This is a genomic window from Rhodococcus sp. AB351 (genome assembly GCF_049538275.1).
GTDB lineage: Bacteria > Actinomycetota > Actinomycetes > Mycobacteriales > Mycobacteriaceae > Rhodococcus.
Map to the genome: position 1 here is coordinate 13,336 of NZ_JBMVFW010000021.1, position 20,506 is coordinate 33,841.

The following is a 20,506-nucleotide window of genomic DNA, read 5'->3' on the forward strand; positions in this document are numbered from 1 at the left end:
GGTGTCGTCTCAGCGGTAACGGCCGGTGCAGGCGGCCTCGCCGCCGAGGACGCCGGTGCGGAAGGCATCCACCCGGGCGAATCCGCTCGGCACCGTGTTGCCGTTGACGTCGCTCGCCGCCAGTCCGTCGGTGAGCAGACCCGAGACCGCTTCGTCGAGGTCGCCGGGGGACAGCCACACGAGCACCTGGCTCGGGTCGACGTTCGAGGCGAGGGTGCTGTCGGGGCTCAGCGCGGCACTGATCACCCCGGACAGACAGGCCGCCCGCAGGGCCGTGCGCGGCTCGGTGAGCGACTGGCCGGCTTCCTTCTGCACCGCGAGGGCGTAGCGGGAGGCGACGAGCACGTAGGCGTTGTAGTCGCCGCGGACACCGGGATCGAATCCGCTTCCCGGCGGGGCGGCCGTACCGCGCTCACTCAGTGCCTCCATGTCGACGCCCACGGTGTTCGTCGCGGGGCAGTACGACACCGGTGAGGTGGCCCGGGCGTCCGAGCACCCGAGGTCGGCGCCCGACAGATCGAGTTGCGGCAGGGCGTCGAGGTCGAAGACCTGGTGGAACGACTCGAAGATCGCCTCGACCGACTCGCCGGTGACCGGTAGCTCGCCGTCGTCGGCGGAGTCGTAGTACTGCGGCAGGTCGGCGCGGCGCGACTCGATCTCGGCGGAATCGATGCGCGCACACGAGCCGGCCCCGTCGGTGAACCCGATCTGCACGGCCGTCACGCGTTCGAAGGCCGAACCGTGGATCGAGTCGGGATCGTTCGGATCGGCGTCGCGGAAGAGCACCATCGACGCGAGCACGTTGTTCAGCCCGTCGGAGGTGTCGAGCTGGAAGTGCGTCGAGCGGCCCTCCGCGACGTGCCGCATGAAGGCACCGGCGAAACAGTCGGCCTGCTGCTCGAACACGATGCCGGGATCGTCCTCGGCGACCAGCCCCGCCGTGTGCTGGACGGCGTGCCCGTACTCGTGGGCGAGGACCGTCACCGCGGCCATCGGCCCGAAGCTGTCGATGAGCTGCGGCATGAGGTAGGTGCGGTCCCATCCGATCTCGTCACCCCCGCTGCAGTAGGCCGCGTTGATGAAGTCGTAGGTGGGTTTGCCGCAGAAACGCGGACCCCGGCGCTCGGACGGATCCCACGACACGATCGTCTCGACCGGGCGGAAGGTGCCCCGGGCGACCGACGCGAACTCCTGACGCCAATACTCCTCGATGTCGGCGATCGCGTTGCCGGCCAGGACGTCGACGGGACCGCCGTCGGTGTTCTCGATCTCGATGTCCGCATCGGGCACCCCGCTGCGTGGACCCGACGCCCCGGAGGTGACGGGCAGCCCCGCCACGGTGAAGGGGTTGTCGTAGATCGACACCGCCGTTCCTTCGATCCGCTGGGCGCATCCCGCCAGCAGGACGACGGTCAGTGCGGGCACCACCAGTCGCGCGAACCGGTGCGTCCGTCGCATGTCGTTGTGCTCCTGTCGTCGGGCAGCGTCACCTCCGCAACGACAACCAGATGGCGCCGTGCGCAGGCAAGGTCACCCGAGCCGAGGCGGGACGCCCGTGCCACGAATGTTCGTCCGCCTCCACGGCGCCGAAGTTGCCCGCTCCGTTGCCCTGGTAGGCGGTCGCGTCCGTGTTGAGGACTTCCTCCCACGTGCCCGGTTCGGGCAATCCGACACGATAGTCGGCGTAGGTGGTGCCCGAAAAGTTGTGCAGGCACGCGACCACCGAGCCGTCGCTGCCGTAGCGCAGGAACGACAGGACGTTGTTGTGCGCATCGTTGGCGTCGATCCACGAGTATCCGCCGGGCGTGGTGTCGAGCGTGTAGAGCGCCGGGTGCGAGCGGTAGATGCCGTTGAGATCGCACACCAGCCGGTGGATACCGGCGTGGAGCGGTTCGTCGAGCTGCCACCAGTCGAGGCCGCGTTCTTCGGACCACTCGGCGACCTGCCCGAACTCCTGGCCCATGAACAGCAACTGCTTGCCGGGATGGGCCCACATGTAGGCGAGCATCGAGCGCAGGCCGGCGGCGCGTGTGGCGTCGTCGCCCGGCAGTCGCGTCCACAGCGTGCCCTTGCCGTGGACGACCTCGTCGTGGCTGATGGGGAGCACGAAGTTCTCGCTCCACGCGTACACGAGCGAGAACGTGATCTCGTGGTGGTGATAGGTGCGGTGCACGGGATCGCGGCCGAGATAGCCGAGGGTGTCGTGCATCCAGCCCATGTTCCACTTCATGCTGAACCCGAGCCCGCCGACGTTCGTCGAGCGGGTCACGCCCGGCCAGGAGGTCGATTCCTCCGCGACCGTCACGATCCCCGGATAGTGCTTGTGGACGGTGGCGTTGAGTTCCTGCAGGAACGCGACGGCCTCGAGGTTCTCACGCCCGCCGTAGATGTTCGGCGTCCAGCCGCCCTCGGGGCGCGAGTAGTCGAGATACAACATCGAGGCCACGGCGTCGACGCGCAGACCGTCGATGTGGAACTCCTCGATCCAGTACAGGGCGTTGGCGACGAGGAAGTTCCGCACCTCGGGGCGGCCGTAGTCGAAGACGTAGGTGCCCCAGTCCAGCTGTTCACCGCGGCGCGGATCGGGATGTTCGTACTGGGGGCTGCCATCGAAGCGCGCGAGCGCCCACTCGTCCTTGGGGAAGTGGGCGGGCACCCAGTCCATGATCACGCCGATCCCGGCGGCGTGGAGACGGTCGACGAACGCGCGGAACTCGTCGGGTGTGCCGAACCGGGAGGTGGGGGCGTAGTAGGAGGTGACCTGGTAGCCCCACGACCCGCCGAAGGGATGCTCGGCGACCGGCAGCAGCTCGACGTGCGTGAATCCGGTCTCGAGGATGTACTCGGCCAGCTGATCGGCGAGTTCGACGTAGTTCAGGCCCGGGCGCCACGAACCGAGGTGCACCTCGTAGACCGCCATCGGTTCCTGCCAGGGCTGCGCCTTCTCGCGGGTCGCGACCCAGTCGTCGTCGTTCCAGGTGTAGCGGCTCTCGGTGACCTTCGACGCGGTTGCGGGCGGCACCTCGGTGGCGAACGCCATCGGATCGGCCTTGTCGCGGACGGATCCGTCGCGGCCGTGCACCCGGTACTTGTACAGCGCGCCCGGTTCGATGCCGGGAACGAAGACCTCCCAGACGCCGCTCGAGCCGAGCACCCGCATCGGGGCGGTGCGTCCGCCCCAGCCGTCGAAGTCGCCGGTGACGGTGACCCCGCGTGCGCCCGGCGCCCACACGGCGAAGGACGTGCCCGTCACCGGGCCGTCCGGGGTCTCGTAGGTCCGCGGATGGGCGCCGAGCACCTCCCACAGCCGTTCGTGCCGGCCTTCGCTCAGCAGGTGACGGTCGAGTTCGCCCAGCGTCGGCATGAAGCGGTAGCCGTCCGCGACGACCTCGACGTGATCGAACGGATAGGTCACCACGAGCCGGTAGTCGGCGAGATCGAAGACCGGGATCAGGGCGCTGAAGACGTCCTCGCCCACGGGTTCGAGCGGATGGTCGCGACCCCCGATGCGGGCGGCGACCTTCTCGGCCCCGGGGCGCAGTGCCCGGATGACCGTCCCCTCCGGATGCGGATGGGCCCCGAGCACCGCGTGCGGATCGTGGTGCTCGCCGGCGGCGAGCAGGTCGAGGTCCTCCGGTCGCGGGCTGTGGCGCCGGCGCGGAACATCGGCGCCCGGCGTCTGGGGCGGCACGGTCACGACTGCCTCCTGTAGGCGAGCGTTGTGCGGGTGGGGATGCCGATCGGGGGCAGGACCAGGATGTGTGCCACCGCCCGCCACGGCTCGAGGCGCACGTAGTTGGCCTGTCCCCACGAGTACTGTTCCCCACTCACCTCGTCGTAAACGGGGAAGTGGTCGTGCCAGTCGTGTCCGATCGCCGGCATGTCGAGCCAGACCGTGCCCTGTTCGGCCCCGTAGGGGTTGAGGTTGATCACCGTGAGCACGCAGTCTCCGGTGGACGGATCGAACTTCGAATAGGCGATCAGCGCGTCGTTGTCGACGTGGTGGAAGGTGATGTTGCGCAGCTGCTGCAAGGCCGGATGCGCGCGCCGGATGCGGTTGAGGGTGGTCAGCCACGGTTCGAGCGACTCGCCGCGCCGGCGGGCCTCGTCGTATCGGCGCGGCCGCAACTGGTACTTCTCCGAGTCGAGGTACTCCTCGCTGCCCGGCCGCACCGCGAGGTGCTCGAACAGTTCGTATCCCGAGTACACGCCCCACGAGGGAGCCAGGGTGGCGGCGAGCGCCGCACGCAGCGCGAACATGCCGGGCCCGCCGTGCTGCAGCGTCTCGTGCAGGATGTCGGGCGTGTTGACGAACAGGTTCGGCCTGGCCTCGTCGGCCTTCGCGGCGAGCTCGGTACCGAACTCGGTGAGCTCCCATTTCGCGACCCGCCACGTGAAATACGTGTAGGACTGCGTGAATCCGCGTCGCGCGAGCCCGTACATGCGGGCGGGCCGGGTGAAGGCCTCCGACAGGAACAGCACGTCGGGATCGGTGCGCTTGATCTCGGCGATGAGCTGCTCCCAGAAGTTCGGGGGCTTGGTGTGCGGATTGTCGACGCGGAAGATGTCGACGCCCAACCGGATCCAGTGCCGGACCACGCGCAGGACCTCGGCGTAGATGCCCTCGGGGTCGTCGTCGAAGTTGATCGGATAGATGTCCTGGTACTTCTTGGGCGGGTTCTCCGCGTACGCGATCGTGCCGTCGGGCAGCACGGTGAACCATTCCGGATGCTCCCGGGCCCACGGGTGGTCGGGGGCGCACTGCAGGGCGAGATCGAGGGCGACCTCGAGCTCGAGTTCCTTCGCTCGGGCGACGAAATCGCGGAAGTCCTGCTCGGTGCCGAGTTCGGGATGGATGGCGTCGTGACCGCCCTCGTCGGAACCGATCGCCCAGGGCGACCCGACATCGTCCGGGCCGGCGACGAGGGTGTTGTTCGGTCCCTTGCGGTTGACCTTGCCGATCGGGTGGATCGGGGGGAGGTAGACGACGTCGAATCCCATCGCCGCGATGCGCGGCAGATCGGCGGCGGCCGTGGCGAAGGTGCCGTGCCGCGGGGTTCCGTCCTCGTGCCAGCCGCCGGTGGACCGGGGGAAGAACTCGTACCAGGAACCGAACAGCGCGCGGCGGCGATCGGCGAACGCCGTGAACGCCTTTCCGCGGGTGACCAGCTCGCGGAGGGGATGGGCGCGGAGGATCTCGGTGACGTCGGGGGAGAAGGCCGGAGCGACGCGCTCGGCCAGCGGACGGTCGGACCGCAGGGACGCAGCGACCGCGAGCAGAGCGGGACGGTTGCCGCGCGGTGCGCCCTTCGCGGCCTTCTCGAAGATCCGTGCGCCGACCTCGAGATCGTTCGCGAGTTCGGTGGCGTCCTGCCCGGCGTCGGTCTTCGCGGTGACCGCGTGGCGCCAGGTCGCGACCGGGTCGCTCCACGCCTCGACCCGGTAGGTCCACGCGCCGACGCTCGTGGGGGAGAAGGTGGCGTGGAAGGTGTCGGGTTCGGTGCCCGGGACCATCGGGATCCGCACCAGCCTGCCCGCGGATTCGGGATCGTCGGCCGGTCCTCGGACGGCGAGTGTCGCGGCGATCGCGTCGTGGCCCTCACGCCACACGACAGCGGAGACCGGCACCACCTCCCCGACGACCGCCTTCGTCGGATAACGCCCTCCGTCGATGGAGGGTTGTACGTCGTCGATGGCGAGCCGACCTGTCACGCTAGCTCCGTTCCGTGCGGGTCCGGGTGGACGAGCAGGGCCGATGGGGGCAACGACCGTGTCTCGAACCACCGTAATGGAGGTCGCGCCGCGCGGCTGTGCATGCAGCGGGACCCGCGAAGAATCCCCTCTGCAGCACCGAAATTATCTGTAACTCACCGTTCACTTCAATTGACCGGACGGCAACACCCCGCTCCCTACTGTTTGTTCTGCAAGACAACAACAGCCTCCTCGGGGGCACGACGAAGGGAAGAACACATGGGTCTGGTTGCCGGTCTGATCGGAGTCGTCGGAGACCTGCTGCACCTGCTCCTCGGCGGACTCTGAGTCCACCGGCCGACGGGGGGTCGGCCACAGGAGAGAAGGCCCCGCGGTGTGCACGCCGCGGGGCCTCTCCGTGTGCCGGGCGATCCCGTCCGCGACCGGCGTGGATCCGGGCACGTGAGATCCGCCGCCCGGCCGTCACGAAGCGCGGTCGGTCGGTAGTGTGCTCCCCGTGAAAGCACTGCGCCGGTTCACCGTACGAGCCCATCTTCCCGAGCGGCTGGCTGCGCTGGGAGCCCTGACGGCCAACCTCCGATGGTCCTGGCACCCGCAGACCCAGGACCTGTTCGAATCGGTCGACCCGGACCTGTGGCGCCGGTGCAGCAACGACCCCGTCCGGCTGCTCGGCGAGGTGCCGCCGGCCCGCCTCGACGCGCTCGCCGAGGACGGCGACTTCCTCGCCCGCCTCGACGCCGCCGCCGCCGACCTCGAGCACTACCTCACCCGCCCCCGCTGGTTCCAGGAACAGCAGGAGCGCGGCACGACACTGCCCGCCGGCATCGCCTATTTCTCCATGGAGTTCGGTGTCACCGAGGTGCTGCCGAACTACTCCGGCGGCCTCGGCATCCTCGCCGGCGACCACCTCAAGGCCGCCTCCGATCTCGGCCTGCCGCTCATCGGCGTCGGCCTGCTCTACCGGTCCGGCTACTTCCGGCAGTCGCTCAGCGCCGACGGCTGGCAGATGGAGCACTACCCCTCCTACGACCCGCAGGGCCTGCCGCTGCGACTGCTCACCGAGGCCGACGGCACCGCCGCGCTCGTGCAGGTCGCCGTGCCGGGCGGACGCACACTCGACGCGCGGATCTGGATCGCCCAGGTCGGGCGCGTCCCGCTGCTGCTGCTCGACTCCGACATCCCCTCCAACGACGAGGAGCTGTGCGGGGTCACCGACCGCCTCTACGGCGGCGACCAGGACCACCGCATCAAGCAGGAGATCCTCGCCGGCGTCGGCGGTGTCCGCGCGGTGCGCGCCTACACGCGCATCCACGGTCTGCCCGACCCCGACGTCTTCCACATGAACGAGGGACACGCGGGTTTCCTCGGCGCCGAACGCATCCGCGAACTCGTCACCGGCGCCGGACTCGACTTCGACGAAGCGCTCGCCGCCGTGCGGGCCGGCACGGTCTTCACCACCCACACCCCCGTGCCCGCGGGTATCGACCGCTTCCCGATCGATCTCGTGCGCCACTACTTCTCGGGCACCAACGGCGAGAACGAGTCGGCACTGCTGCCCGGCCTCACCGTCGACCGCATCCTCGCGCTCGGACGCGAGAGCAACCCGAACGTGTTCAACATGGCCCATCTCGGTCTGCGCCTCGGCCAGCGCTGCAACGGCGTGTCGAAGCTGCACGGCGAGGTCAGCCGCGGCATGTTCGAAGGACTGTGGCCCGGATTCGACGCCGCCGAGGTGCCCATCGGCTCGGTCACCAACGGTGTCCACGCCCCCACCTGGGCCGCGCGCGAATGGATCGCGCTCGCCAACCGCCTCGCCGGACCCGACCGGGTCGAGGAGGCCCGCGGCTGGGAACTGCTCCAGACCATCGACCGCAAGGAACTGTGGTCGACCCGCAACACGTTGCGCGCGCAGCTCGTCGCCGAGGTGCGTCGCCGGCTGCGCGAGTCGTGGCTCGAACGCGGCGCCACCGAAGCCGAACTCGGCTGGATCGAGTCGGTCTTCGATCCGAACGTGCTCACCGTCGGGTTCGCGCGGCGCGTGCCCACCTACAAGCGCCTCACCCTGATGCTGCGCGACCCCGAACGGCTGCGCGCGCTGCTGCTCGACGACGAACGGCCCGTGCAGCTCGTCGTCGCCGGCAAGAGCCACCCCGCCGACGACGGCGGCAAGGCGCTCATCCAGCAGGTCGTGCGGTTCGCCGACGAGTACGACGTGCGGCACCGCATCGTCTTCCTGCCCAACTACGACATGTCGATGGCCCGCTATCTGTACTGGGGTAGCGATGTGTGGCTGAACAACCCGCTGCGCCCGCTCGAGGCGTGCGGCACGTCGGGCATGAAGTCGGCTCTCAACGGCGGTCTCAACCTGTCCATCCGCGACGGATGGTGGGACGAGATGTTCGACGGCGAGAACGGCTGGGCCATCCCCACCGCCGACGGTGTCGACGACACCCGTCGCGACGATCTCGAGGCCGCCGCGTTGTACGAGTTGCTCGAACGTTCGGTGCTGCCGCGCTTCTACGACCGTGACTCCGACGGGGTGCCGGCCCGCTGGATCGAGATGGTGCGCCACACGCTCGAGAATCTCGGCCCGAAGGTGCTCGCCTCGCGCATGGTGCGCGACTACGCCGTCGACTACTACATCCCCGCGGCCGCGGCGGCCGCGAAGGTGACCGCCGACGACTACGCGGGCGCGCGGGCGCTGGCCGACTACCGGCACCGCATCGAGGCGTCGTGGCCGGGAGTGCGTGTCGCGCAGGTCGATTCGACGCCGATCCCGGACGTGCCGCAGATCGGCCTGCCGCTGGGGCTGACCGCGCACGTCCAGCTCGGCGACCTGACCCCGGAGGACGTCGAGGTGCAGGCCGTGGTCGGGCGCGTGGGCTCCGACGACACGATCGGCGACCCCGTCACCGTGGCGATGGAGCACATCGGTACCGACCCTCTGGGGGAGGAGTTCACCGCGACCGTGCCGCTGCCGCTCGCCGGCGCCGTCGGCTACACGGTGAGGGTACTGCCCAGGCACGGGCTGCTCGCCTCACCCGCCGAACTCGGCATGGTCGCGCTCCCGTAGGAGATCAGGACCCGCCGGGTGCTCGGCCGCGCAGACGCGTGAGTGCCCGGCGGACCACCGCCGGATCGGCCGTCTCCCAGAACGGCGGCAGCGACGCACGCAGATAACCGCCGTACCGCGCGGTCGCCAGACGCGAGTCGAGCACCGCCACCACGCCCCGGTCGTCGGTGCTGCGCAGCAGACGCCCGACACCCTGCGCCAGCAGCAGCGCGGCGTGGTTGGCGGCGACCGCCATGAACCCGTTGCCGCCGCGAGCCTCCACGGCGCGTTGCCGGGCGACCAGCAGCGGATCGTCGGGGCGGGGGAACGGAATGCGGTCGATGATCACCAGCGACAGCGACGGGCCCGGAACGTCGACACCCTGCCACAGCGACAGGGTGCCGAACAGGCTCGTCGCCTCGTCGGCTGCGAACTTCTCGACCAGCGCGCCGGTCGCGTCGTCGCCCTGGCACAGGATCGGTGTGTCGAGACGCTCGCGCAGTGCCTCGGTGGCGGCCTTTGCGGCGCGCATCGAGGAGAACAACCCGAGGGTGCGCCCTTCGGCGGCGGTGACGAGTTCGGCGATCTCGTCGAGATGCGAGGGCGGCAGACCGTCGCGGCCGGGTGGCGTCAGATGCTTCGCGATGTAGAGGATGCCCGCCTTCGCGTGATCGAAGGGCGACCCCACGTCGATCCCGTTCCACGCGAGATCGCCCTTGTCGGACGGAGGTTCGGCACCGGAGGCGGAGGTGGTGTCGCTGCGGGCCGGCGACTGCGGCGGCAGACCCCAGTTGACCGCGAGTCCGTCGAACGACCCGCCGACCGTGAGGGTCGCGGAGGTGAGGATGACGGTGGACTCACCGAACAACCGGCTGCGCAACAACCCACCGACCGACAGCGGCGCGACCCGCACGGTGCGGCGCACGTTGCCGCGGAACTCGTCGGCGGCGAGCCACACGACGTCGGGTCGCTGCGAAGGGTCTCGCTGCTCGAAGGTCGTCAGCACCCGGACCGCGCAGTCGTGCACCTCGTCGATCTCCGCGAGCGCCTGACTGCGGGCCGCGGCGACCTCGGGATCGGTGCCGGGCTTGGCCGGTCCGATCGCCGTGTGCACGGCCCAGGCGGCATCGCGGATCGAGGCCAGCGCGGCCGCGGCGCCCTCGGGCAGCTCGTCCCAGCGACCCGCCGGTAGTTCTTCGAGGAACGACTCCCAGTTCTCGGCGGCACCGTCGAGCCGGTCGATCTCCTCGTCCTCGACGAGCTTGACGCAGCGCCGCGCGGCCGCCGACACCGTGCCCGGCGACAACTCGGCGGTGGCGACGTTCGTGATCCGATCGACGAGTTCGTGGGCCTCGTCGACGACCACGACATCGTGCTCGGGCAGGATCGAGATGCCGGTGATCGCATCGATGGCGAGCAGCGCGTGGTTGGTGACGACCACGTCGACCTGCGCGGCCTCGGCGCGCGCGATCTCGGCGAAGCAGTCTTCTCCCACCGGGCACCGCGACTTGCCGAGGCATTCGCGCGCGGTGACGGACAGCTGACGCCAGGCCTGATCGGAGACGCCGGGGGACAGGTCGTCGCGGTCGCCGGTCTCGGTGGTGGACGACCACTCCGTCACCCGCCGCACCTCGCGGCCGATGCGCGAGAGGGCGAACGCGTCGAACAACTCGGCGTCGGGCGTCTCCTCGGCGAGACCGGTATGGATCTTGTTCAGGCACAGGTAGTTTCCGCGACCCTTGAGGATCGCGAAACGCGGGCGCCGGCCGAGCGAACCGGCGAGGGCGTCGGCGAGTCGTGGCAGGTCGCGTTCGACGAGCTGCCGCTGCAAGGCGATGGTCGCGGTGGAGACCACCACGGTGCGGCCCGTCTTCACCGCGTACCGGATGCTCGGCACGAGATAGGCCAGCGACTTACCGGTACCCGTGCCGGCCTGCACGGCGAGGTGTTCGCCGGTGTCGATGCTGTGCGCGACGGCCGAGGCCATCGTCAGCTGGTTGCGCCGCTCCTTACCGCCCAGCGCGTGCACCGCGGTTCGCAGCAATTCTGGGACTTCGGGGAGATCCGGCACCGGCACAGGGTATCGGTCCCCACCGTCACCTTCGGCCTGCGGCCCCGCTACCTGTGATCGGTGATATCGGTGACGCCGGGAAGGTCGGTGACCAGCTCGACACCGGCCTCGCGCATCCGCTCGAGGGCGGGGCGGATCGTCGTCTCCGACACCCCCGCGGTGTAGGGCAGCAGCACCTGGGCGCCGAAACCCTCCTCGATCGCGTCGAGCGCGGTGGCCCGCACGCAGTGGTCGGTGGCGATCCCGACGATGTCGACGTCCGTCACGCCGCGGTCGCGCAGCCACGACGCCAACGTCGTGCCCTCGTCGTCGGTTCCTTCGAAGCCCGAATAGGCGGCGTCGTCGGCACCCTTGGAGAAGACGGCCTCGAACCGGTCCGTGGTCAGCTCCGGGTGGAAGTCCGCGCCCGGCGTCCCTGCCCGGCAGTGCGGCGGCCACGAGTCGACGAAATCGGGTTCGGGAGAGAAATGGTCTCCGGGATCGACGTGGTGGTCGCGGGTCGCGACGATGTGCGCGTAGTCGTCACCGCGCGCCTGCAGGAACCGGGTGATGTCGGACGCCACCCGCGAGCCGCCCTCCACGGCGAGCGAACCGCCCTCGCAGAAGTCGTTCTGGACGTCGACCACCAGCAGTGCGCGCATGGCACTCACCCCTCACGGACGAAGCGGGTGGGGATGGCGGGATCCCCGGCCGAGAGCGTCAGGCCCTCCCACGGCAGACGCACCATGCCCTGCCGGAGGTACTCCCGGCTCTCCTCCAGGGTAGGCAGATCGCCGACCGCCTCGCCGCCGCGGACCAGCGGGATCATCAGTTCGTGGACCTGCGAACCCTCGCCCGGCGGGACCTGCTCGGCGCGGGCCGGGTACACGACCTCCTCGACGAGCGTGCCCGTCCTCCGCGCGTACCGGACGGCCCGCTTCGCGCCCCCGCGGGACTCCTTCGACGCACTGCGCTTCTCGACCGCGAGGCCGTCGACTTCCACGAGCTTGAAGACCATGCCCGCCGTCGGAGCCCCCGAGCCGGTCACCAGCGACGTGCCGACGCCGTAGCCGTCGACCGGTTCGGCGCGCAGACCCGCGATCCCGTATTCGTCGAGATCACCGGACATCACGATCTTCGTGCGGGTCGCGCCGAGTCCGTCGAGCTGTTCGCGCACCTGGCGGGCGAGCACACCGAGATCGCCCGAATCGATCCGCACGCCACCGAGTTCGGGGCCGGCCACCGCGATCGCCGTGTTCACGCCCTCGGTGATGTCGTAGGTGTCCACCAGCAGGGTCGTCCCCACACCGAGGCTCTCGACCTGGCTGCGGAAGGCGGACGCCTCGTCGCGGCCGGCCGTCGTGGTGTGCAGCAGGGTGAACGCGTGCGCGGCGGTACCCGCCGCGGGGATGCCGTACCGCTGCGCGGCCTGCAGATTGGACGTCGAGTCGAAGCCCGCGAGATAGGCCGCGCGCGCCGCGGCGACCGCCGCTTCCTCATGGGTGCGCCGCGACCCCATCTCGATGAGCGCGCGGCCGTCGGCCACACTCACCATGCGCGCCGCCGCGGAGGCGATCGCACTGTCGTGGTTGAAGATCGACAGTGTCAGCGTCTCGAGCAGCACACACTCGGCGAAGGTGCCGCTCACCGACAGGATCGGTGAACCCGGGAAGTAGAAGTCACCCTCGCGGTAGCCGTCGATGTCGCCGGAGAACCGGAAGTCGCGCAACCACTCGACGGTCCGCGGAGCCAGGAAACCGGCGGCGAGTTCGAGTTCGGCCTCGTCGAACCGGAACGATTCGAGTGCCTCCACCAACCGTGCGGTGCCCGCGACGACGCCGTACCGCCTGCCCGGGGGAAGGCGCCGGGCGAAGACCTCGAAGACGCACGGGCGGTCGCCCGTGCCGTCCGCCAGGGCAGCCTCGAGCATGGTCAACTCGTACTTGTCCGTGAACAATGCGGTACCGGGACGACCGGCACGGTGAATGGCTTCGGGCACCCGATCACTGTAGAGCCACGCCCTCCGAGGCGGGTTTTTCGCGATGCTCCGAAGTCGTACCCTGGGAACATGGCGCCGTGTAGTACGACCACTCCGCTCGACGTCCGATCGACGGCGGCCCAGGCCGTTCGGGCCATGGCGGGACAGGCCGTTCCGGCCGAGGCCGAAATCGTCGAGGAGATCGAAGCGGTCGACAGGCCATGGGTGACCGTGGTCTGGGACGACCCCGTCAATCTCATGCACTACGTGACGTTCATCTTCCAGAAGCTGTTCGGGTACAGCAAGGCCAAGGCCACCGAGCTCATGCTCAAGGTCCACAACGAGGGCAAGGCCGTCGTGTCGAGTGGTTCGCGTGACAAGATGGAACACGACGTGCAGCGTCTGCACGCCGCCGGACTGTGGGCGACGATGCAACGCGACGAATGATCCCCACAGGAGGGCCCGACCGACGTGCGGCAGTGGACCAGGAAGAACTCGCTCAGCGGCCCCAAGCTCCGGTCGGAGATGGACGCCCACGAAGCGTCGGTGCTGCGGTCGCTCGTGTCCTCCGTGCTGGGCATGCTCGAGGAACGCGCCGGACAGGCCCCGCAGGACGACCTCGCGGCGCTGACCGGCCTGCGCACCGGTAACGCCACCCCGCCCGAGATCCCGGCGCTGCGACGCCTCCTACCCGAGTTCCACCGCCCCGACGCCGATGCCGTCGCCGATGTCGGCGACGACGCAGCCGACCTCAACGGTGCGATGCGGAGCCTGCACGAACCGAGCATCATCGACGCCAAGCTCGCCGCCGGCGCGGTCATCCTGCGCACCGTGCCGGAGGGCGGCGGCAAGGTGGTGCTCAATCCCGAACAGGCCGAGGCCTGGCTGTACGGACTCAACGACGTGCGGCTCGCGCTCGGTACCACCCTCGGCATCGACGCCGACACCCCCGACGTCCTCGACGACGACGATCCGCGTGCCCCGCATCTCGACGTCTACCACTGGCTGACGTGGATGCAGGACTCCCTCGTCCAGGCGCTGCAGCCGTGATCGTGCCGGGACCGACCGATTCGCTGCTCGACGTGGCGGGTCTGAGTGTCGGTCACTGGCAGCACCTCGATCCCAAGGTCACCGTCGGAACCCCCGAGGTTCCCGGTACGGGCGCCGCCACGGGATGCACCGTCGTGCTCGCCGACCCGTCCGCCGTCGCCTCGGTGGACGTGCGCGGCGGGGGACCGGGCACCCGGGAGACCGACCTGCTCGATCCGAGCCACTCCGTGCAGCGCGTCGACGCGGTGCTCCTCACCGGAGGCAGTGCATACGGGCTGGCTGCCGCCGACGGCGTGATGCGCTATCTCGAGAAGAACGGCAAGGGGATCCCGATGGGCGCGCCCGGCGCGGTCGTCCCGATCGTCCCCGGCGCCGTCATCTTCGACCTGCCGGTGGGGCAGTGGTCCGCGCGCCCGACCGCCGATTCCGGTTGCACCGCCGCGGCCACCGCCAGTTCCACACACTTCGCGCGCGGCAGTGTCGGTGCGGGCACCGGTGCCCGCGCCGGGGCGCTCAAGGGCGGCATCGGATCGGCGAGCGTGCGGATCACGGACGGCCCCGCGGCCGGGGTGACCGTGGCGGCGCTGATGGTGGCGAACCCCGTCGGCTCGGTGTTCGACCCCGTGACCGGCCTGCCCTGGGGTGTCGACGCCGCGCGCGCCGAGGAACTCGGACTGTCGTCGCCCTCCGCGTCGGATCTGGCCGCGGCCCGCGCGCTCGGCGACAAGGGCACCGTCCTCAACACCACGATCGGTGTGGTCGCCACCGACGCACTGCTGTCGAAGGCCGCGTGCCGTCGCGTCGCGGTCACCGGGCACGACGGTCTCGGCCGCGCGATACGTCCCGCGCACTCCCCGCTCGACGGCGACACGATCTTCGCGCTCTCGACCGGCACCGCCGACGTCTCCGACGCACTGGGCGATGCCCCGTCGATCCCGGCCTTCGCCGCCGAACTGCCGATCCTCGCCGCGGTGTGCGAGGCCGCGGCGGTGGTGGTCGAACGCGCGATCGTCGACGCCATCCTGTCCGCGACCTCGGTGGCCGACATCCCCGCCTACCGCGACGTGCTGCCCTCGGTCTTCGGCCGCTGACCGGTACGTGACGGCAGAATGGTGCCATGACCATTCCCAGCGGTACCGGCGCCGACACCCGCATCCGGCCGATCTGGCAACGTGCCGGTCTGTGGATCGGCGGGTTCGTCGCGATGCTCTACGGCATCGAGGCCGTCGATGCGGTGCTCCCCGCCGATCTCGACGCGGCCGGTGTCGAACCACGCACCGCCGACGGGCTGTGGGGCGTGTTGTTCGCGCCGATCCTGCACGCCGACTGGGCCCACCTCACCGCCAACACCGTGCCCGCACTCGTCCTCGGCTTCCTGGTGCTGCTCTCCGGCATCGGGCGCGGCCTGGCCGCGACAGCGATCATCTGGGTCGTCGCCGGGGTGGGGACGTGGTTGATCGCCGGCTCGGGTGAGACCCACATCGGAGCGTCGAGCCTGATCTTCGGGTGGCTCACCTACCTGATCGTGCGCGGGGTGTTCACCCGCAAGGCCGGGCAGATCCTGCTGGGAGTCGTGGTGCTGTTCCTCTACGGCGGCATGCTGTGGGGCGTGCTGCCGAGCGAACCGTGGATCTCCTGGGAAGGGCACTTCTTCGGTGCGGTCGGCGGCGTCCTCGCGGCATGGGCGCTGTCCGCGGACGCGCGTCGCGCCCGCCGCACCACCACCTCCGTCATGCCACGCTGACCACCCACGTCGACAACCCACCGATCGGCCGCGCGAAGAGGCAGAACGATCCGCGCGTCACACCTTCCCGGCCACTGTGAGTCTGCGCCGCAATACGCGCGTTGGCTTCATCGAGGGACCTTCGGCATGGCAGCATGGCTGATATGCGCATGACCGTTCTGGGGTGCTCGGGCAGTGTGGCCGGGCCTGATTCCGCAGCCTCCGGCTATCTGCTGACGGCACCGGACACCCCACCCCTGGTCATCGACTTCGGTCCCGGCGTCCTCGGTGCGCTCCAGCGCCACGCCGACCCCGGCGAAGTGTCGATCCTGCTGTCGCATCTGCACGCCGATCACTGCCTCGACCTGCCCGGTCTGCTGGTCTGGCGCCGCTATTCCCCGTCGCCGCCGCAAGGTCGCGTCCTCACCTACGGTCCCGCCGGCACCGCCCACCGCATCGGCGTGGCGTCCGCGGAGATCCCCGGCGAGGTCGACGACGTCAGCGACACCCTCGACGTCCGGATGCTCGGCGACGGCGAGCAGATCCGGTTCGGGAGCCTGACCATCTGCCCCGGCCGCGTCCACCACCCGCCGGAGGCCTACGGCTTCCGCATCACCAGCGACTCCGGCCGCACCCTCGTCTACACCGGCGACACCGGGATGTGCGATTCGGTCGTCGAACTCGCCCGCGGCGCCGACGTGCTGCTCGCCGAGGCGTCGTGGACCCACGCGCCGGGGGAACGCCCCGAGGGCGTGCACCTGTCGGGTACCGAGGCCGGTCGCGTCGCAGCCCTCGCGGGTGTCGGCGAACTCCTCCTGACCCACATCCCGCCGTGGACCTCCCGCGAGGACGTCATCGCCGAGGCCAAGGCCGAGTACTCCGGACCGGTCCACGCGGTCACCGCCGGAGACGTGTACCGCATCTGAAAGGCCCGTCCCCGGATCGCCTAGGCTCGGACGAGTGACGACACGAGAAGACGGCAGAGCGGACGACGAACTCCGGAACATTCGCATCACCCGGGGTTTCACCAACCACCCGGCGGGCTCCGTGCTCGTCGAATTCGGACAGACCCGCGTGATGTGCACCGCCAGCGTCGAGGAAGGCGTCCCGCGGTGGCGTAGGGGCTCCGGTCTCGGCTGGCTGACCGCCGAGTACGCGATGCTTCCCGCCGCCACCCACACCCGCAGCGGACGCGAATCGGTCAAGGGCAAGCTCGGCGGCCGCACCCAGGAGATCAGCCGGCTCGTCGGCCGGTCGCTGCGCGCATGCATCGACCTCGCCGCGCTCGGCGAGAACACCATCGCGATCGACTGCGACGTGCTGCAGGCCGACGGAGGCACCCGCACCGCGGCGATCACCGGCGCCTATGTCGCACTGTGCGACGCGGTGACCTACCTGCGTGCCGCGGGCAGCCTCGCCGACCCGCAGCCCGTCTCGTGCCAGATCGCCGCCGTCAGCGTCGGCGTGGTCGACGGACGTGTCCGTCTCGACCTGCCCTACGAGGAGGACGTGCGCGCCGAGGTCGACATGAACGTCGTCGCCACCGAGACAGGCACCCTCGTCGAGGTCCAGGGCACCGGCGAAGGCGCGACCTTCCCGCGTTCCACGCTCGACGCGATGCTCGACTCCTCGCTCGCCGGCATCGAGGAACTGTGCCGGATCCAGCGCGAGGTGCTCGCCGAGCCGTACCCGGGCACCCTGCCCGAGCCGGTCGAGGCGGAGATCGTCAAGAAGAAGTTCGGAGTCTGACGTGCGGGTGCTGGTCGCAAGTCGCAACGCGAAGAAGCTGCGCGAACTGCAGCGCGTGCTCGACCGCGCCGGGATCGAGGGCATCGAACTCGTAGGTCTCGACACCGTCCCGCCCTACCCGGAGGCACCCGAGACGGGGGAGACCTTCGAGGCGAACGCCGGAGCCAAGGCCCGCGACGGCGCAGCCGCCACAGGGATGCCCTGCGTCGCCGACGACTCCGGTCTCGAGGTCGACGCCCTGCGCGGCATGCCCGGCGTGCTCTCGGCCCGCTGGAGTGGACGCCACGGCGACGACGAGGCGAACACCGCACTGCTGCTCGGCCAGATGCAGGATGTGCCGGACGAGCGTCGCGGCGCGGCCTTCGTGTCGGCGTGCGCGCTCGTGGTGCCGTCGGACGACGGATTCGTCACGACCGTCGTGCGCGGCGAATGGCGCGGCAGCATCGTGCGCGAGCCGCGCGGCGAGAACGGTTTCGGCTACGACCCGGTCTTCCGCCCCGAAGGCGAGGAACGCACCGCCGCGGAACTGTCCGCGGAGGAGAAGGACGCACAGTCGCATCGAGGACGGGCACTCGCCCAGCTCGTGCCCGCCCTCGCTGCGCTCGCCGCAAGCGCCTGATTCGCGGCTCGCCGCGAGCGCCTGATTCGCGGCTCGCCGCGAGCGCCTGATTCGCGGCTCGCCGCGAGCCGCTAACGCGCGCCGGCCTGCGTCCCACGCTCCTCGCGCACGGGCTCCTCGGCGCCGGTATCCGATGCAGCATCAGCGTCGGGTGCCGGCGACGCAGCCGTCTCGGCCGTCGATTGCGTAGCCGGTTCGGCGGGTCCGGTCGGCTCGTCGCCGCGGGAGAGTTCACCGCCCACGACGGGCCAGCCCGCAGCGACCAGCTGTTCACGGACGCGCTCGACGTCCTGCGGGTCCGGTTCCTCGTGGATCACCCCTGCCACGATCTTCCGCAGGGTGTCGTGGTCGACCTGCCGCTCCGGGTGCTCGGACGCGGTCGCCGCTGCCGTCTCGATCGCCTCGAGGAGTTCCTCGTCGGTGAGACGACGCTTGAGCACGGCGAGCAACGCGAAGTGATCCTTCGCCGGGATCCCCTCGGGATATCCCGCACGCAACCAGTCCAGTACCACCCGTGGATTCCAACGCGCCATCGTCGCCTCCTCACTCACCGTCCCGCACGGACCGTTCGAACCCGAAATGTCCGGCCGGGACCCCCTGTCAGGGTCACAGGGTTCCCGCCACGATAGCGAGGAACACCGGATTCGCCCCGTCAGGGCAGTGACATGTCCCCCGTCAGGGCAGTGACATGTCCCGCAGATACGCCGTGACCATGGCGGTGAGCTCGTCGGCCACGACGTCCCGATGCACCGGGGGACGGTCGAGAACGTACGAGACGGCCACGTTCTCGACCGTACGCACGAGAATCCACGCGATCGCCTCCACCGGACGGTCGCCGCGCCCGCGGAGATGGAAACGCAGCCACATGTTGAGCAGGTCGTCGATCCGTCGTTCGAAGGCGGCGAGCCGGCTGTCGGACGAGCGCGGTAGTTCCTCGATGAGCACCTGGAGCAGGCGCGGATTCTCGGCGAGCGCGTCGAGCAGTTCGCCCATCGTGTCGCGCACCGATACGGGGGTGGGCGGGCCTTCGAGAGCGTCCGCGAACACGCGCGAAATGCGAGCATGCATCCCGTCCGTCCAGCGGTCCACCACCTCCGCGACGATGGCGTCCTTGTCGGGGAAGTACTGGTACAGCGAGCCCGGACTGATCCCCGCCACGCGCGCGATCCGGTTCGTCGAGGCACCTTCATAGCCGTTTTCCAGCAGAACCGTGCGACCTGCGGTGATGATCCGTTCGACCATCGCGCGGGAACGTTCCTGTTGCGGCGCGCGCCGCCGGCGCCGGTCGCTCGGGCTCATCGCCGCACCGGAAACGCGAATTGAACGCGAGTAACAGCTCGTGTGAACATCGCCTCATGGTGACACAGGAGTTGCTACGGGACGAGAGCACGCGCCCGTACCCCACGCGGTACGAGGGCAATCGGCCCCGCAACGAGCGCATCGGGAGACCGCTGAAGAAGTTCGCCCGGATCCACGAGGTGGATCAGCACCTGCTCGACCGCATCGGCCGGAGGATGTTCGCCCGCGACGAGGTGGGGGCCGCGCTCGTCCGCGGTATGCGCCGCGACCGGGACGACCCGGAACGCGTCACCATGAAGCAGTTCCACCGGGCACTGGAACACGGGATCGACGCGGTACCCGATGCACCCCGCTGCGCTGCGCGAGTTCTTCGCCGTCGTCGACACCGTCCCCGACTGGGTGGACCGGGACCTGCTCGAGAAGGGTGCACGGGCATTCCGTCGCATGGGCCGCACCCGCAACGACGTGCTGCTCCAACTGTCGCTCATCGGTGGCTACCGCTTCGGCGGGCCGCCGGACCTCCTCGTCGAGACCGGCGGACTCACCGGATCCACCGCCATGCGCCGTCTCGGCGAGACCCAGAAGTGGGGCACCGCCGTCGGTGAGCCCGGCGGCATGCGCCGGAAGGGGGACGGCTTCAAGCTCACCGTGCACGTACGCGCCATGCACGCACTCGTCAACGACCGGTTCGAGAACAACGGCCGATGGGACATCGAGCACTGGGGACTGCCGATCAACCAGACCGACCAGGCCGCGACCCTCGGACTGTTCAACGGCACCCTGCTCCTGGGTGTTCGCGCACTCGGCTACACCGTGAGCCGCGACGAATCCCGCGCCGTGATGCACCTGTGGAAGTACGTCGGCTGGCTCATGGGCGTGGACGAGGAATGGTTGTTCGACTCCGAACGCGAGCAGCACCGCTTCAACTACCATGTGGTGCTCGTGCAGGACGACGTCACACCCGCGGGCGCCGATCTGTCCCGCGCGCTCGTCGACGGTCAGCGCACGCTCGACTACGGACGCTTCTCCCGGGTCCGGGGTGCCTACGAACGACTGCGGCTGCTCAGCATGCTGCGCTTCTTCCTCGGGGAGCAGGGACTCCACGATCTGGGGCTACCGGTCACCCCGCCCTGGGCGGTCGTCCCCGTCGTCGCGACGAACATCGTCAAATCGCAGGTCCTGAAGAGATCGGCTCCCGGGCGCCGGTTGCTCGAACACCTCGGCGACCGTGCGGCACGCCGCGAACTGGCACTGAAGTTCGGTGCCGCGAAGCC

Annotated in this window: 15 protein-coding genes and 2 pseudogenes; 9 read left to right on the forward strand and 8 right to left on the reverse strand. The window is 69.9% G+C overall.

Going from position 1 to position 20,506, the window contains the following annotated elements:
• Nucleotides 1–9 precede the first annotated feature (9 nt).
• Genes ACPCXD_RS22100 through ACPCXD_RS22110 form a run of 3 tightly spaced genes read right to left on the reverse strand, consistent with a single transcriptional unit; the run spans nt 10 to nt 5,712 of the window.
• Complete coding sequence (locus ACPCXD_RS22100) at nt 10–1,458, reverse strand: neutral zinc metallopeptidase (RefSeq protein ID WP_088897433.1); 1,449 nt, start codon at nt 1,456–1,458, stop codon at nt 10–12.
• 28 nt (nt 1,459–1,486) lie between these two features.
• Nucleotides 1,487–3,697 (reverse strand): 1,4-alpha-glucan branching protein GlgB, encoded by a 2,211-nt coding sequence (glgB, locus tag ACPCXD_RS22105; RefSeq protein ID WP_088897432.1) that lies wholly within the window; start codon nt 3,695–3,697, stop codon nt 1,487–1,489.
• On the reverse strand, nt 3,694–5,712 hold the full coding sequence (locus ACPCXD_RS22110) for a maltotransferase domain-containing protein (RefSeq protein WP_016696452.1): 2,019 nt from the start codon (nt 5,710–5,712) through the stop codon (nt 3,694–3,696). The genes glgB and ACPCXD_RS22110 overlap by 4 nt, the downstream gene beginning before the upstream one ends.
• 496 nt (nt 5,713–6,208) lie before the next feature.
• Between ACPCXD_RS22110 and glgP the strand changes: the two genes are divergently transcribed.
• A complete protein-coding gene (gene glgP / locus ACPCXD_RS22115; RefSeq protein ID WP_229567837.1) occupies nt 6,209–8,785 on the forward strand; it encodes an alpha-glucan family phosphorylase in 2,577 nt (858 codons plus the stop codon).
• Between the two features lie 4 nt (nt 8,786–8,789).
• Here the strand turns inward: glgP and ACPCXD_RS22120 are convergent, their stop codons facing one another.
• From ACPCXD_RS22120 to ACPCXD_RS22130, 3 genes are read right to left on the reverse strand one after another with little or no spacing between them, the layout of a single operon-like run.
• Nucleotides 8,790–10,835, reverse strand: a complete 2,046-nt coding sequence (locus ACPCXD_RS22120) for an ATP-dependent DNA helicase (RefSeq protein ID WP_172414889.1) — start codon at nt 10,833–10,835, stop codon at nt 8,790–8,792.
• Nucleotides 10,836–10,882: 47 nt separating this feature from the next.
• Nucleotides 10,883–11,476, reverse strand: a complete 594-nt coding sequence (locus tag ACPCXD_RS22125; RefSeq protein ID WP_423661152.1) for a nicotinamidase — start codon at nt 11,474–11,476, stop codon at nt 10,883–10,885.
• A gap of 5 nt (nt 11,477–11,481) precedes the next feature.
• A complete protein-coding gene (locus tag ACPCXD_RS22130) occupies nt 11,482–12,813 on the reverse strand; it encodes a nicotinate phosphoribosyltransferase (RefSeq protein WP_160876354.1) in 1,332 nt (443 codons plus the stop codon).
• 69 nt (nt 12,814–12,882) lie between these two features.
• Between ACPCXD_RS22130 and clpS the strand changes: the two genes are divergently transcribed.
• From clpS to rdgB, 7 genes are all read left to right on the forward strand, one after another.
• The gene (gene clpS, locus ACPCXD_RS22135) at nt 12,883–13,239 is read left to right on the forward strand and encodes an ATP-dependent Clp protease adapter ClpS (protein ID WP_088897428.1); all 357 of its coding nucleotides are present in this window, start codon (nt 12,883–12,885) and stop codon (nt 13,237–13,239) included.
• A gap of 24 nt (nt 13,240–13,263) precedes the next feature.
• On the forward strand, nt 13,264–13,842 hold the full coding sequence (gene aosR, locus ACPCXD_RS22140) for an oxidative stress transcriptional regulator AosR (protein WP_088897427.1): 579 nt from the start codon (nt 13,264–13,266) through the stop codon (nt 13,840–13,842).
• Nucleotides 13,839–14,933 carry a P1 family peptidase gene (locus ACPCXD_RS22145; RefSeq protein WP_229567842.1) on the forward strand — a complete coding sequence of 365 codons (1,095 nt, stop codon included), beginning with the start codon at nt 13,839–13,841 and terminating at the stop codon, nt 14,931–14,933. The genes aosR and ACPCXD_RS22145 overlap by 4 nt, the downstream gene beginning before the upstream one ends.
• 26 nt (nt 14,934–14,959) lie before the next feature.
• Entirely contained in the window at nt 14,960–15,586 is a 627-nt protein-coding gene (locus ACPCXD_RS22150) for a rhomboid family intramembrane serine protease (RefSeq protein ID WP_145692450.1), read from the forward strand.
• A gap of 143 nt (nt 15,587–15,729) precedes the next feature.
• The gene (locus ACPCXD_RS22155; protein ID WP_088897424.1) at nt 15,730–16,491 is read left to right on the forward strand and encodes a cyclic nucleotide-degrading phosphodiesterase; all 762 of its coding nucleotides are present in this window, start codon (nt 15,730–15,732) and stop codon (nt 16,489–16,491) included.
• Between the two features lie 34 nt (nt 16,492–16,525).
• On the forward strand, nt 16,526–17,314 hold the full coding sequence (gene rph, locus ACPCXD_RS22160; RefSeq protein ID WP_088897423.1) for a ribonuclease PH: 789 nt from the start codon (nt 16,526–16,528) through the stop codon (nt 17,312–17,314).
• Nucleotides 17,315–17,321: 7 nt separating this feature from the next.
• Nucleotides 17,322–17,933: an RdgB/HAM1 family non-canonical purine NTP pyrophosphatase gene (rdgB, locus tag ACPCXD_RS22165; RefSeq protein ID WP_059383999.1), complete on the forward strand. Its 612-nt coding sequence runs from the start codon at nt 17,322–17,324 to the stop codon at nt 17,931–17,933.
• Nucleotides 17,934–18,172: 239 nt separating this feature from the next.
• Here the strand turns inward: rdgB and ACPCXD_RS22170 are convergent.
• Nucleotides 18,173–18,466: pseudogene (locus ACPCXD_RS22170) on the reverse strand (DUF3349 domain-containing protein); the annotation flags it as partial.
• A 142-nt stretch (nt 18,467–18,608) separates the two neighbouring features.
• The gene (locus ACPCXD_RS22175; RefSeq protein ID WP_229567846.1) at nt 18,609–19,232 is read right to left on the reverse strand and encodes a TetR/AcrR family transcriptional regulator; all 624 of its coding nucleotides are present in this window, start codon (nt 19,230–19,232) and stop codon (nt 18,609–18,611) included.
• A gap of 56 nt (nt 19,233–19,288) precedes the next feature.
• On the opposite strand from ACPCXD_RS22175, the pseudogene ACPCXD_RS22180 reads away from it, so the two are divergent.
• A pseudogene (locus ACPCXD_RS22180) lies at nt 19,289–20,506 on the forward strand (oxygenase MpaB family protein); the annotation flags it as partial.

Bases quoted from the DNA above. Each gene is read 5' to 3' on its own strand.
- ACPCXD_RS22175 (WP_229567846.1), bottom strand. From the start codon at position 19,232: ATGAGCCCGAGCGACCGGCGCCGGCGGCGCGCGCCGCAACAGGAACGT.
- ACPCXD_RS22100 (WP_088897433.1), bottom strand. From the start codon at position 1,458: ATGCGACGGACGCACCGGTTCGCGCGACTGGTGGTGCCCGCACTGACC.
- clpS (WP_088897428.1), top strand. From the start codon at position 12,883: ATGGCGCCGTGTAGTACGACCACTCCGCTCGACGTCCGATCGACGGCG.
- ACPCXD_RS22125 (WP_423661152.1), bottom strand. From the start codon at position 11,476: ATGCGCGCACTGCTGGTGGTCGACGTCCAGAACGACTTCTGCGAGGGC.
- ACPCXD_RS22150 (WP_145692450.1), top strand. From the start codon at position 14,960: ATGACCATTCCCAGCGGTACCGGCGCCGACACCCGCATCCGGCCGATC.
- ACPCXD_RS22155 (WP_088897424.1), top strand. From the start codon at position 15,730: ATGCGCATGACCGTTCTGGGGTGCTCGGGCAGTGTGGCCGGGCCTGAT.